Source organism: Longimicrobiales bacterium, assembly GCA_035764935.1.
GTDB lineage: Bacteria > Gemmatimonadota > Gemmatimonadetes > Longimicrobiales > RSA9 > DASTYK01.
In genome coordinates, this window is the sequence record DASTYK010000090.1 from 23215 (window position 1) to 36685 (window position 13471).

Here is a 13471-nt window from a genome sequence, read left to right on the forward strand (position 1 = left end):
GGGGGTCGGGGGCCGTGGGCTCGGGGCGTCTGGGCCGCGGGCGTCAGGGCCGCGGGCTTCTGGGCCGGGGGCCGTCAGGGCCGGGGGCCGTCAGGGCCGGGGGCGTCAGGGGCCGGGGGCGTCAGGGGTCGGGGGCGTCAGGGGTCGGGGGCCGTTTGGGCCTGGGGGCCGTTCTGGGCCGGGGGCCGTCTGGGCCGGGGGCGGCTGGACTGACTTGGCCGATGATTTCGGGCCAGCTGAGACAACTGCGCCATCTGAAGGCGACCCACCTTCGGAGCACTCCCGAGTGCTCGCGGCAGGCAGCTGCCGCCCCTTCGGCGCTCGGTACCGTCTGGTCGGCGGGTGCTTCCTGAATCGACTCAGCTAACGTTGCACTCAACGGGTGGGTACGCGATCCGTGCAACATTGCCTTTGATTATCCAAGCCAACGTTGCACTCCTGACCACGACACCCGATACGAGCAACGTTGGCTGCGATTATCAAAGGCAAGGTTGCACGCATTCAGTGACGGGCGGTCGCGAGCAACGTTGCCTGAGATGGTGTGTCTCAACGCCGAAACTTCGAGGGCCGCGCCGTTTGGGGATGCCCGCCCGAGCCGCCCGATCCGCCCGATTCCGGCCCGCCCGCCGCCCGCCGCCCGCCGCCCGCCGCCCGCCGCCCGCCGCCCCGCCCGCAAAAAGTCCGTCCGGATCCCCTCGCCCTGCTCCCCGCCCGCCTAGCTCAGCACAAAGCCCGCGGCATAGAGCAGCGTAACAATCGTCTTGGCATCCGTGATCTCGCCGTCGCGGATCCTAGCGAGGGCGTCGGACAGGGGCATGGTGACGGGCTCGATGAATTCGTCATCATCGAACTTGGTCTCGGCGGCCTTCAGGTCGGTAGCCAGGAAGAGATGGATGCGCTCGTCGGTGAAGCCGGGGGTGGTGTAGATCATGGTCAGGTAGCGCAGGTTGCCGGCGACGACGCCGGCTTCCTCCTGCAGCTCGCGCTGGGCGCACTCTTCCCAGGGCTCCCCTTCGCGCTCTGGCCGGCCGGCCGGCACTTCGAGCATGTAGCCGCCCGCAGCGTATCGGTACTGGCGGACCAGCAGGATCTGTGGATCGGGTCCGTCCGGGTCGGACAGGACCGGGAGCACGGCTGCAGCCCCGGAGTGGCGGATCAGCTCGAGATCGCCGGTCGAGCCGTCCGGAAAGCGGACGGTGTCGATCGACAGATCGACGATTCGGCCCCGGTGCACGGGTTTGCGGCCCAGGAGACCGGGCGTGACGGGCGGCTCCGCCGAAGTGTCGCCCGACTCTGGGAGCTGATCGCGCCCGTGCTGGCCGTGCGCGAGGGAATGCTCGCCGCGCGGCGCCCCGTCGGCACGTCCACCCGCACCCGCACCCGCACCCGCACCCGCCTCGTCGCCCGAGGCCGGCCTGTCCGCACGTTCGCCCTTGCCCGCCCCCGGTTCCCTGTCCGATCCCGAGCCTTTCCCTCTCATGCTGCCTCGCCGTTGGGCTTCACGTCATGCAGCGCGCCGTGCTGCAGCTCCTGGATGCCGTCGCGCACGGAGGCGGCATCGCCCACCACGATGATCGCGAACTCGTCCGGGCGCAGATGCGCGCGTGCAACGCGCCGCACGTCGTCGGCTGTGACCGCCGCGATGCGCTCGCGGTAATGATCGTAGTAGTCGAGCGACAGCCCGTAGGTCACGAGGTCTGCGAGTGCGCCCGCGAGCTGCTCCGTGGTCTGCATCTGGAGCGGCAGGATGCCGACGAGGTAGTCGCGCGCGTTTGCGAGCTCCTCGTCGGTGACGCCGGCGGTTCGGAGCCGATCGCTCTCCTTCAGCACTTCCTCGACCGCGCGGACCGTAACGTCCGTGCCCACTGCGGTGGAGACCAGGAAGGGGCCGGGGCCGCGACGGAAGGTGTACGCGCTGCGAACGCCGTAAGTGAAGCCGTTGGTCTCGCGCAGGTTCATGTTCAACCTGCTGGTGAAGGCGCCGCCGAAGATCGTGTTCATCACGATCAGCGGGAAATAGTCCGGGTGGCTGCGCCGCACGCCGATGTGGCCGATGCGCAGCTCAGACTGAACGGCGCCGATGCGGTCGACGATGTGCACGCTCGGTCCGTCGTTCAGCGGTGCGACGTCGAATTCCGGCGTTGGTGCGGGCGCCCCGCTCCAGTCGCCGAAGCAGCGTTCGGCCAGCGTGGTGGCGGTCTCCATGTCGATGTCGCCGACCAGCACGAGCGTGCAGCTGGCCGGGGTGAAGCGTTCGCGGTGGAATGCACGCAGGTCCTCTGCAGTGATCGCCGTGACCGATGCGGTGGAGCCGATCAGGGCGCGCGCGTACGGCACGCCGGGCGCGTAGAAGCAGCGGCCGACGACGTCGTTTGCGAGCGCGCGCGGCTCCTTCATGCGCTGCAGGATCTCGGCGAGCTGCTCCTCGCGCAGGCGCTCGACCTCGCCCGCCGGAAAGGCTGCGTTGCGTACGACGTCCGCGAGCACGACCAGTGCGTCCGCGAGTTGCGCAGCAGGCGGCGTGATCGACGCCTCGATGGCATCCCACGTGACGTCGGTGTTGAGCTGGACGCCGAGCCGCTCGAGGTCCCATGCCAGTCGGCTGCCATCCCGCTGCGTGGTTCCGGCGTGCAGCGCACTGGCGGCGAGCTGGGCGAGTCCGCCACGATCGGCCGGCTCGCCTGCCGCGCCGGCGTCGATCACGACGTGTGCGCTGACGACCGGCATGCGGCCGTGACGGGCATGGACCACGCGCATGCCGTTGCGCAACGTCGCGCTGCGCACGTCCGGAAACTCGAACGTGCGCGGTGGTCCGGGCTCGGGCGCCTGCTCGCGCCATGTGTCGTTCACGCGCCCACCTCCCTCGGCACATAGGTGAGCACCGCACGGTTGTCCGTGCCGAGGTAGCGCGCGGCGAAGTCGCGCACGTGCTGCGGCGTGACGGCGCGGATCCGGTCGACCTCCGTGTTGATGCGCTCCGGCTCGTCGAAGAGCTGCGTGTACATGGACAGCTGGTCCGCCCGCTCGTCCAGGCGCTGCAGCTCGTTGAGACGCTCCGTCGCGAGCAGGTTCACCGCGCGCTGCACGTCGGCGTCGTCCACGTCGCGCAACCGCTCGATCTGTTCGGTGAACGCCCGCTCGACGTCGGCCGCACTGCGACCCGGCCGCGCCGTCGCCCAGGTCACCAGCATGGATGCGCCGACCACGATCGGGAAGGCGTACGCAACGACGTCCTGCGCGACCTGCTGCTCACGAACGAGCGAGCGGTACAGCAGCGCTGCCTTGCCGTAGCCGAGGATGTAGCTCGTGACGAGCGCGGTGTAGTACTCCGCGCCGCCGAACGGCGGGATCCGGTATGTCACGTACACGCGCGGCAGCGACACGTCCTGGTGCACCAGCTCACGCACCTCGCCGCCCATCACAGGCTCGAGGCGGGTACGGCCGGGGATCGGCGGGATGTCCGGCCCGCGCGGAAGCTGTCCGAAATACTGTGCGATCAGTTCCCGGGCCTGCGTGGGATCGAAGTCGCCGCACAGGGTGAGCACCGCGTTGTTGGGCGCGTAATACGTGCGGAAGAACTGTTCGACGTCCTCGAGACTGGCTGCGTCCAGGTCTTCCATCGAGCCGATCACCGAGTGATGGTACGGATGATCGGGCGGGTACATGAGCGCCTGGATGCGCTCGTCCCAGTCGCCGTACGGCTGGTTGTCGACACGCCAGCGTCGCTCGTTCTTCACGACGTCGCGCTGGTTGTCGAGCTTCTCCTGCGTCATGGCGGGCAGCAGCCAGCCGAGGCGGTCGCTCTCGAGCCAGAGGCCGAGCTCGAGGTAGTTGGCAGGCAGGGTCTCGAAATAGTTGGTGCGATCGAGCCACGTGGAGCCGTTGAGCGAGCCACCGGCCTTTTCGATCAGCGCGAAGTGCCCCATCTCGGGCACGTGCTTCGAGCCCTGGAACATCATGTGCTCGAAGAGGTGTGCGAAGCCGGTGCGCCCCGCACGCTCGTTTCGCGAGCCGACGCCGTACCAGATGTTCAGCGCCACCACGGGCGCCGCATCCTCGCGCGAGAGCACGATCTCCATGCCGTTGTCGAGCCGGTAACGCTCGATCGGAATGCGTATCACGTTCCTGTCCGGTTGAGTTCGGTTTCCGCGCGCGACGCCGCCTTCACCACGGGCCCGACGCCGAGCGCTTCGAGCGGCCCCGCGATCTCGGCGTGATCGCCCGCGACGACAACCGTCGCGTGCGCGGGATCGAAGCGCCGCTGCGCCGCCTCCAGGACGTCTTCCCTGCTCACGGCGCGGACGCGCTCGACGTACTCGTCGTAGTAGCGGTCGCCCAGGCCGTGCAGCTCCTGCTCGCTGACGATGCGCAGGATGTCGGCGGTCGTTTCCAGGCGGCGCGGCAGCCCCAGCGCAAGGTAGCTCTTCGCTCGATCGAGCTCCTCGTCGCTCACCCGCTCCTCGCGGATGCGCTGCATCTCGTGCAGCACGATGCCCACGGCTTCCGCGGATGCACCCGTGAATACGGCGGAGCTTGCGACGAAGGGACCACCATCGCGTCGGAAGGCGAAGGCGGAGCCCGCGCCGTACGTGAAGCCCTTCTCCTCTCGCAATCGGCTGTTCAGCCGGGAGGTGAAGGCGCCCCCAAAGATGGTATTCAGTACCAGCAGCGCGAAATAGTCAGGCGCGCCACGCGGCGGCCCGATGTGCCCGATCCTGAGCTCGGACTGCGGCGCACCCGGCCGGTCGACGACGTGAATCGTCGTCGAGCCTGGCGGGCCCGCTGTGGGCACGTCCACTTCCGGCACGGGCGCGTCCTGCCACGCCCCCAGCACCGGCTCCAGTGCCCGGACCACCTCGTCTGCCACGACATCACCGACGACGACCAGGAACGCGTTGCCGGGCCGCTGCCGCGCCTCGTGGAACGCCGCGAGTGCGCCACGATCCAGTGCGCTGACGCTCCGTGCCGTACCGCCGATCGGTGAACCGTACGGATGCGCATCGCCGTAGACGACGCGCGCAAACTCGTTGGACGCGACGACGCGCGGCTCGTCCTGCTCCTGCAGGATCGCGGCGAGCCGCTCCTTCCGCTTCCGTTCGACCTCCGCTTCCGCGTACGCAGGGTGCAACGCGACGTCGATCAGCAGGTCCATTGCACGGGCGAATCGTGGCGTGAGCACGTGCATTCCGACTTCCGTGTCGTCCCACGTCGCGCGTGCGTGCAGCGCCGCACCGAGCAAATCCGCCTCCTCGGCGATCTGCAGGGCGGAGCGGCTCGTCGTACCCTCGTCGAGCAGATCGGCGGCGAGGTGCGCGCGACCGGCGACGTCGGAAAGGTCGGCGTGTGCGCCGGATCGTGTTACCAGCGCCACGTCCACGACGGGCAGCTCACGCATCTCCACGACGAGCAGTGTCAGCCCGTTCGAGAGTGCGCGTTGCTCGATGTGCGGCAACGTGACACGCGGCGGCGGCCCGGCAGGTGGGACCCGGCTGCGATCGATCGGCGTCATGCGTCGCCTTCACTTCCCGCCGCGAGCTCACGACGCCCGCGCGGCACGACGCTGAGCGTCACGCAGGGCCTGGTCAGCACGCGACGCGCCACGTCGCGCACATGGTCGGCGGTGACTGCCCGGTAACGCTCCAGGTCCTGCGCACTGTATCCGGCATCGCCCACGAAGAACCAGTAGTTGTTCAGGCGGTCGGCACGGCCGCCGAAGCCGCCCACGTTCTGCAGCTCGTCGACGAATGCTGTCTCCATGTGATTGCGTGCGCGCTCGACCTCTTCGCTGCGCACCCCCTGCGTCGCGAGCGCGGCAATCGTGCTGCGCACCTCGTCCTCGAGGGGGCCGAGCGCCACACCGGGCCGCGCCGTGATGACGATGTAGAACGCGGAGCCCAGCCGGCCGCCATCCTGGAAGGCGCTCACTGACTGCGCGACCTGTTTCTCGTACACGAGCGAGCGGTAGAGCCGGGACGCCTTGCCATCCGCGAGCACCTGGGCAATCGCTTCCATCTCGGCGTCGCCCTCCGCGTATGCGGCCGGCGAATGCCACGTCATGTACAGCCGTGCGAGCTGCACGTCGTCCTCGAGCACCTGGTGCACGTCACGCGCGAGCGCCACCGGCGTTGCGCCCACCGGCTGCACCGCCCCTCCGGCGGGGATCTCGGCGAAGTAGCGTTCCACCAGTGCACGCGCATGATGCGCGTCGATGTCGCCGGCAATCGCCAGCGTCGCATTGCCCGGCGTGTACCACGTCCGGAAGAACGCGAGCACGTCGTCCATCGTCGCGGCGGCCAGGTCGGCCATGGAGCCGATGGTCGGCCAGCTGTATGGATGCTCCGATGGATACAGCGCTGCGAGGATGGTTTCGAACGCGAGGCCGTACGGCCGGTTCTCGTAGCTCTGGCGACGCTCGTTCCTCACGACATCGCGCTGGCCGTCGAGCCGCTCCTGCGTCATCGCGTCCGCGAGCCAGCCCATGCGGTCTGCCTCCAGCCAGAGTGCGACCTCGAGACCGTTGGACGGCACGTCCTCCCAGTAGTTCGTTCGATCGGGATTGGTCGAGCCGTTGTTGGTCGCGCCGAGCGACTCCAGCAGGTTGTCGAACTGGCCCGGCGGTACATGCTTCGACCCCTCGAACATCAGGTGCTCGAACAGGTGCGCGAAGCCGGTGCGCCCCGGCCGCTCGCTGGCGGAGCCGACGTGGTACCAGAGGTTGACCGACACGAGCGGCGTCGCGTGATGCTCGTGCAGAAAGACGCGCAGTCCGTTGTCGAGGACGAAGGTGTCGTACGGCAGTGAAATCTGCATCCGGCTGTGAAACTCTCCTGCGGTCAGCGGCCGCCCAGCAGTGCGGTCGCGGGGAAGAGAAGGCTTTCGCGCAACACGTAGTGCCAGCGTGTGCCGCGCGTCCTGTCGATCGGTGCGCCGGGTGTCGGTGCGCGCCACGGCCGGATCCCGGAACGGCGTGCCAGCACATCGAGACGCATCATGTGGTACGAGTCGCTCACGACCAGCGCTGTGTGCAGCCCGTTCGCCCGCATCAGCGCAGCGGCGTAGCCCATCGATTCCGCTGACGTGACACCGCGCCGTTCCACCAGGATCACGGAATCCGGCACGCCAGCGCCCACTGCGTATCGCCGGGAGACCTCCCCCTCACTCAGCGTGTCGCCCTGGCCGACACCACCCGTGAAGATGAGGCGCGGCGCGTAGCCGCGGCGGTACAGGTCGAGCGCATGATCGAGTCGCGCCTTCAGTACGGGCGATGGCCTGCCGTTGTACTGGGCCGCACCCATCACGAGAATGGCATCGGCCTGGCGCACCTGCGACCATGCGCCACCGAGCAGCACCAGCAGGAGCGCCGAGACCCACAGCACGCCGACAGCGACGAGCAGCCGGCGCAATGCGCGCAGCACCCGCATGTCAGAGCGGCTGTGTCAGGCGATCGTGCAGCGCGGTGGGCGCGACAGTCTCGAGCAGAAACGTGCGTGCGGCATCCGCCCCCAGCACCAGCCGATCATCGATCTCGCTCAGCAGCTCCTGATCGACCGGCTCCTCCGCATAGCCGGCGCGTGCATACGCATCCTCGGCCGCATCCGCCCAGCCGGCCGCTGCGGCCGCCAGCGCTGCCAGCGCCTGCGCTTCGCCGTCCTCCGCACGCTCGTTCGAGGCCTCGATCAGCAGCTCCGCCGCCAGCTCGACATGCCCGAGCTCCAGCTCGATCAGGCCGAGCAGCACACGGGTCCAGGAATCGTCCGGCGCGAGCGACAGCGCCTCGTTCATGGCATCGGCGGCAGCAGCGTAGTCCTGCTTCAGCGCGAGCGCGATGCCCAGCTCCGCATGCATCACCGGATCGTCCGGTGCGAGCTGAACGGCCGCACGCAAGTGCGTGAGCGCGTCGTCGAACAGCCCTTCGCGGGCCAGGTAGGCGCCGTACTGCAGCCGCGTGTCGGGCAGGTTCGGGCCCGTGACGGCCGCGTTGCGCAGTGCGGTCTCCGCTTCCGGATCGTCGAACGCCGCCAGGCCTGCACCCGCGAGCGCGAGAAGCTGCGGATCCTCCGGCTGCTCGGCGAGGCAGCGCTTGAAATAGTCGTATGCGACGCCGTCGCGATCCATCTCCCGGTTCGCGACGCCCAGCCAGCCGAGCAGGTAGGGATCATCCGGGGCATCGCGCAGTGCGGTCTCGAGAAGGTCCGCCATCTCGTCGAAGCGCCCCTCGTCGCCCAGGCCGAGCGCGTCCTGCAGCAGTGCGTCGATGTCGCTCATGCGCCGAACTTCGCGAGTCGGCCCGCATGGGCGAGCATCAGCGTCATCAGCTCCTTCGCGGGGAACACGCCGAGCTCGCCACGCGCGCACGCGCGCTCTCCGAACACCGCCTGCGGATCCGGACGCACCCATTCCGACACGATCATCACCGGCACCGGGTGCCACGAATGCTTGCGCAGCTTCGATGGCGTGGAATGATCGCCCGTCACGACCAGCACGTCCGGCGCCCGGATGTCCAGCTCCCCGACCAGCGCGTCCGCGGCCTCGATCGCCGCCACCTTTGCATCGAAATCGCCGTCCTCGCCGCGCGAGTCGACTGCCTTGAAGTGCACGAAGTGGTAGTCGTAGCTGTCGAAGTTGGACTTCAGCCGGCTGATGCTCTCCGCATCATCCCTGCTGCCCGGCTGCGTTTCCATGCCGAGCAGGCGTGCGACGCCACGGTACATCGGATACCGCGCGATCGCCTCCGCCCTGAGCTTGTAGCGCGAGTCGAAGGTCGGGTACGGATGGTACGCATCGATGCCACGGGCGAGCAGCGCGTTCGCGGCCTTCTCGTCCGCCAGCACCTCGAACGCGCGGTCCAGCACCTGCTGCAGCAGCTGCGCGGTTTCTGCAGCGTTGGGCGCGAGCGGCGCGACCGGCAGCGGGGGCACGCCCTCCTCCTGCGGGTCCGTGTCGCCGAGCTCCGCGGAAAGCGCGCGACCCCGCACCACCAGCACCGCGCGGTGCTCCTTTTCCGACTCGAAGAAGATCTTCAGCCCGCCCGGCGACTCCACGCCCTCGCGCAGCTTCGCGATCAGGCGGCGGTTTTCCTCGTCGCTCGGGCGGCCCGCGCGTCGGTCGGTGACCCGACCCTGCCCGTCGATCGTCGCAAAGTTGAGCCGGATCGCGATATCGCCGGGCTCCAGCGGGAAGTCCACCCCCAGGGCCGAGAGCACGCCACGCCCGATGTTGTAGCGCGCGGGATCGTACCCGAACAGCGCCAGGTGCCCCGGTCCGCTGCCCGGCGTGATGCCGTAGCCGACCGGCTGGTGAAGGCCGAGCGCGGCCCGACGGGCGAGCGCATCCAGGTTCGGCGTGCGGGCAGCCTCCAGCTCGGTGGGCCCACCGGGCTCGAGCGGCAGACCGCCCAGGCCATCCAGGACGAGCAGAACGATTCGACCACCCGTCGTGTCGACGAGGTCATCGGGGAAAGTCACATTCATGGCTATCTCGCGTGTGGCGACTCCAGGGAGGCTTCAAGGTATCCGGGCCGGGTGGGGCGGCAAGGGTCGTTCCCCGCCCGGGAAAGCGCTGGTTGGCGACGCACACCGTGGCTAGCTTGCAGGATTACCCGACACACACGAGTGCGCCATGAACAGATTCCATCCCTTCGCTCTCGAGCGCTGGCAGTCGACGTACGAGAACAGCGTCGAGTTCAACCTCTCCGAGAGCGGCGTGCATCCGCTCACGATCGGTGAGCTGCGCGCGCTCGCGGGCGACGTCGACATCGACGACGTCGTGCTCGGCTACGGTCACACCAACGGAACCGACGAGCTGCGCAGCCGGATCGCGGCGCTGTACCCGGGTGCCTCCCCTGACGACGTCGCAATCGCGAACGGGAGTGCAGAGGCCAACTTCGCCGCCACGTGGCGGTTCGCCGAGCCGGGCGCGACGATCGCCGTCGTGGTGCCGACGTACATGCAGACACCCGGCGTCGCGCACGCCTTCGGAGCACGCGTCGTGCGAATCCCGCTGCGCCCGGAACTCGGCTGGCAGCCCGATGGCGACGAGGTGCGTCGCCTGACGCAGGATGGCGTGCAGGCGATCGTCATCACCAACCCGTGCAATCCGACCGGCACGGCGCTGAGCGACGAGTCCCGCCGCATATTCATCGAGGCCGCAGCCGCCCACGACGCCTGGATCATCGCCGACGAGGTGTACGCCGGCGCCGAGCTGGACGGCACGCAGACCCCCAGCTTCTTCGGCAGCTACCCGCGCGTCATCGCGACCGGCTCGCTGTCCAAGGCGTACGGGCTCCCGGGTCTCCGGATCGGCTGGGCCGTCTCGACGCCGGAGATGACGGAGCAGCTCTGGGCACGGCGCGACTACCTGACGATCGCACCCGCGACCCCCAGCGACCGGCTTGCCACACTCGCACTCCAGCCAGCAATCAGGGCTCATCTGCTGGACCGCACCCGGCGCCACATCCGCGACGGCATCACCGTCCTCGAGGCGTGGCTCGAGGAGCAGCAGCTGTTCACCTGGCAGCGGCCGGCCGCCGGCGCGATCTGCCTGGCCAGCCTCCGGGAACCGGTCGACACCAGTCAGCTCGCCGAACGGCTGCGCGTCGAGCAGAGCGTGCTGGTCGTGCCGGGGGAGCAGTTCGGCGTGCCGCACGCCCTCCGCTTCGGCTTCGGCGCTCCCGCGGCCACACTGCGGACCGCCCTGGGGCGCGTGGCGGTAACATTGAGAGACGTCCACCGCGGCATGGACGCGGATGTGGCCGTAACTGGCTGAAAATCCTGCACACAGGCACGTCGCTTGCTCCCGTTCGATGGCCGGAGCACATGAGACGCAGGGAGGAAATCGTGCGGTTTTCGCGTAAACAGACTGTCTTCAGCGGGTTACTGGTGCTGGGACTCGCCGGCGCAGGCATCAACTACGGTGCCGGGACGCCGAAGGCGGTGGAGGATCCGCCGCTGCGCCTGGTGCTGAACGTGCCGGCGAATCGCATCTACGTGTACGAGCAGGGTGAGCGCACGAAGTCGTATCGTGTGTCCGTCGGTGCGCGGAAGTATGCGACGCCTGCGGGCAGCTACACGCTGTCGACCGCGAACTGGAATCCGTGGTGGCATCCGCCGAAGAGCGGGTGGGCGCGGGGCGAAAAGCCGACGCCTCCGGGCTGGGACAACCCGATGGGGCGCGTGAAGATCAATTTCACGGAGCTGTACTACATCCACGGCACGCCCGAATTCAACGAGGATGCGCTCGGCCTGCCGGTTTCGCACGGCTGCGTGCGCATGGCGAACCGGGACGCGATCGAGCTCGCGCAGCTGGTGCACCGGTATGCGAACCCGGACCTGTCCGAGGAGGAGCTGCAGGCGCTGATCAGCAATCCCAAGGACACGCGGACGATCCGCTTCGCGCGCAAGATCCCGTTCTCGGTCGTTTACAACGTGGCGATCGTGCGCGACGACTTCCTGATCATCTACCCGGACGTGTACGCCCGTCTGGGCGATGAGGAGGCGCTGGCGGACCAGGTCGAGCAGGTGCTCGAGGACCACGGCATCGATCGCTCGGCGATCAACCGCTCGCACCTGAAGCGGCTGGTCGAGAAGGGCATGAAGATGCGCGTCGCGATGTCGCTGGACGAGCTGACGACGCCTGCGGCCGTGGGAGCGTTGCCGGAAGAGTCAGAGCTGTGAGGCGGAATGGCCCGCATCCTGATCGTCGAGGACAACCCCGACCTGCTGATGATTCTCGATCAGCTGCTGAGCGCCGAGCATGAAGTTCTGACGGCGCGGCGCGGGGAGGACGGGGTCGCGCTGGTTCGCACCGAACGGCCCGACGCCGTGATCCTGGACGTTCAGCTGCCGTCCATGGACGGGATCGAGGCGGGCCTCTGGATGAAGCGGGAAACGCAGCCGGCGCCGGTGCCGATCCTGGTGCTCACCGGGATGGCGAGTGCAGGCGACGCCGAGGCGATCCTCGCCTCCGGCTGCTGCGACATGTACCTGGCCAAGCCGGCACCGCTGGCGCGGATCCGCGAGAGTGTGGAGCAGCTCCTGAGCAGGGAGCGCACGCTGACATGAAGAAGACCAGCATTGCGCAGCCGAGACGGCTCGGTCTGCTGCAGACGGACGGCGGTCGCGCGGCACCCCCGCGCGGCCGCTTCGCATATTCGCCCGGCGACAGGATCGCAGGCGACCTCACGGTGATCGGCCACCTGGCCGTGGGCCGGTTCGGGCAGCTCTACCAGGTGTGGAGCGCGAACGAGTGGTGCGCGCTCACCTGCAAGATCGTTTCGCCCCAGCGCCGCGACGACCGCGCCGCCCTCGCCGCGCTGCGCCGCGAAGCGCGCATCCTGCGACGCGTCCGACATCCCACGATCGTGCGCGGATTCGGCGGCGGCGAACACGACGGCCTGCCCTTCCTGCTGATGGAGTACCTCGAGGGGCCGTCGCTGTTCGACGTGATCGAGAACCGTCCGGATCGGCAGCTCGAGCCGAACGACGCGGTTCGTGTCGCGGTTCATATCGGCGCCGCGCTCTACCACCTGCACCGTCGCGGCTTCCTCTACCTCGACATGAAGCCCGCCAACATGCTGCTGCGCGACGGTGTGCCCGTGCTCATCGATCTCGATGCAGTGCGTCGCATCAGCGACCAGGCGCGTCCCGTGCGACGCGTCGGCACCGCGCCGTACATGGCACCCGAGCACGTGCGCCGCGAGCCGCTCTCACGTGCATGCGACGTCTACGGGCTCGGTGCACTGCTCTACGAGATGCTCACCGGCCGCTGGCCCTTCGAGCACGTGTACGAGGAGGAGGAGCTGTCCGACGACGACGCGCGCCAGTACCCGCAGATCCGCGGCGAGGCGCCGCCGCCGGTCCGTGACTTCGTGCCGGGTGTGAGTGCGTCACTGGAGCGGGTTGTGATGAAGTGTCTCGCTCCCGATGCCGCGAACCGGTACGAGTCGATGCATCCACTGCTGGTGGAGCTGGCGGAAGAGCTGGACGAGCCCGCGGCACTGTGGCCGGCTGGGGTCACGACGGAGCGGCGGAGCACGCCCAGAGGGTAGACTCGCCTCGTTCACGCAGAGACGCGGAGGAGCAGAGGCGCTGGTTCTTTCTTTCGCGCCTTTTTTTCACACAGAGGTCACAGCGGACACGGAGGGCACAGCCGTCCGGTGACGCCCGCACCCTTCTCGGCATCGAGACATCTCTTCTTTTAGTGGGGGCTTACCGGCGCCGAGCGTTACCGGGTGCCAGGATCGTCATGCCGCCGCGAAGCACCTACAAGAAAAAGATGCTGAAATGCAGGTGAGTCGGCGTAAGCTCGTCGAAGCCGCTGTGACCTCAGTGCCCACTGTGACCTCTGTGTGAAAAGAGAGCGGCGAGAAAGAACCTGCGTCTCTGCTCCTCCGCGTCTCTGCGTGAAACGAGGCAAGCCCCCGCATATCGGTCACACGAAGAAGACGCTAGCCCTGGACGACACTCCCGCTCTG

12 protein-coding genes are annotated in these 13471 nt (G+C 68.6%); 4 read left to right on the plus strand and 8 right to left on the minus strand.

Translation table 11 applies throughout. The features are described from left to right. Positions 1-715: 715 nt before the first annotated feature. From VFU06_07395 to VFU06_07430, 8 genes are read right to left on the minus strand one after another with little or no spacing between them, the layout of a single operon-like run. A complete protein-coding gene (locus tag VFU06_07395; protein HEU5209219.1) occupies positions 716-1480 on the minus strand; it encodes an NUDIX hydrolase in 765 nt (254 codons plus the stop codon). Beyond that, on the minus strand, positions 1477-2850 hold the full coding sequence (locus VFU06_07400; protein HEU5209220.1) for a pitrilysin family protein: 1374 nt from the start codon (positions 2848-2850) through the stop codon (positions 1477-1479). Before VFU06_07400 ends, VFU06_07395 begins: the two co-directional genes overlap by 4 nt. Next, entirely contained in the window at positions 2847-4121 is a 1275-nt protein-coding gene (locus tag VFU06_07405; protein HEU5209221.1) for a pitrilysin family protein, read from the minus strand. The genes VFU06_07400 and VFU06_07405 overlap by 4 nt, the downstream gene beginning before the upstream one ends. Continuing rightward, positions 4118-5509 carry a pitrilysin family protein gene (locus VFU06_07410; GenBank protein HEU5209222.1) on the minus strand — a complete coding sequence of 464 codons (1392 nt, stop codon included), beginning with the start codon at positions 5507-5509 and terminating at the stop codon, positions 4118-4120. Before VFU06_07410 ends, VFU06_07405 begins: the two co-directional genes overlap by 4 nt. Continuing rightward, positions 5506-6810, minus strand: a complete 1305-nt coding sequence (locus VFU06_07415) for a pitrilysin family protein (protein HEU5209223.1) — start codon at positions 6808-6810, stop codon at positions 5506-5508. Before VFU06_07415 ends, VFU06_07410 begins: the two co-directional genes overlap by 4 nt. 23 nt (positions 6811-6833) lie before the next feature. Next, positions 6834-7415 carry a YdcF family protein gene (locus VFU06_07420; protein HEU5209224.1) on the minus strand — a complete coding sequence of 194 codons (582 nt, stop codon included), beginning with the start codon at positions 7413-7415 and terminating at the stop codon, positions 6834-6836. Between the two features lie 7 nt (positions 7416-7422). Beyond that, positions 7423-8265, minus strand: coding sequence for a tetratricopeptide repeat protein (locus tag VFU06_07425; GenBank protein HEU5209225.1), 843 nt, complete (start codon positions 8263-8265; stop codon positions 7423-7425). Continuing rightward, the gene (locus VFU06_07430; GenBank protein ID HEU5209226.1) at positions 8262-9470 is read right to left on the minus strand and encodes a 2,3-bisphosphoglycerate-independent phosphoglycerate mutase; all 1209 of its coding nucleotides are present in this window, start codon (positions 9468-9470) and stop codon (positions 8262-8264) included. The genes VFU06_07425 and VFU06_07430 overlap by 4 nt, the downstream gene beginning before the upstream one ends. A gap of 148 nt (positions 9471-9618) precedes the next feature. Here VFU06_07430 and VFU06_07435 point away from each other — a divergent pair, with 148 nt between their 5' ends. The 4 genes from VFU06_07435 to VFU06_07450 are packed head-to-tail and all read left to right on the plus strand — an operon-like array spanning position 9619 to position 13045. Next, positions 9619-10764 carry an aminotransferase class I/II-fold pyridoxal phosphate-dependent enzyme gene (locus tag VFU06_07435; GenBank protein ID HEU5209227.1) on the plus strand — a complete coding sequence of 382 codons (1146 nt, stop codon included), beginning with the start codon at positions 9619-9621 and terminating at the stop codon, positions 10762-10764. Between the two features lie 50 nt (positions 10765-10814). Beyond that, the gene (locus VFU06_07440; protein ID HEU5209228.1) at positions 10815-11672 is read left to right on the plus strand and encodes a L,D-transpeptidase family protein; all 858 of its coding nucleotides are present in this window, start codon (positions 10815-10817) and stop codon (positions 11670-11672) included. Between the two features lie 6 nt (positions 11673-11678). Then, positions 11679-12059 (plus strand): response regulator, encoded by a 381-nt coding sequence (locus VFU06_07445; GenBank protein ID HEU5209229.1) that lies wholly within the window; start codon positions 11679-11681, stop codon positions 12057-12059. Beyond that, entirely contained in the window at positions 12056-13045 is a 990-nt protein-coding gene (locus VFU06_07450; GenBank protein HEU5209230.1) for a serine/threonine-protein kinase, read from the plus strand. Before VFU06_07445 ends, VFU06_07450 begins: the two co-directional genes overlap by 4 nt. The last annotated feature ends 426 nt before the right edge of the window (positions 13046-13471 follow it).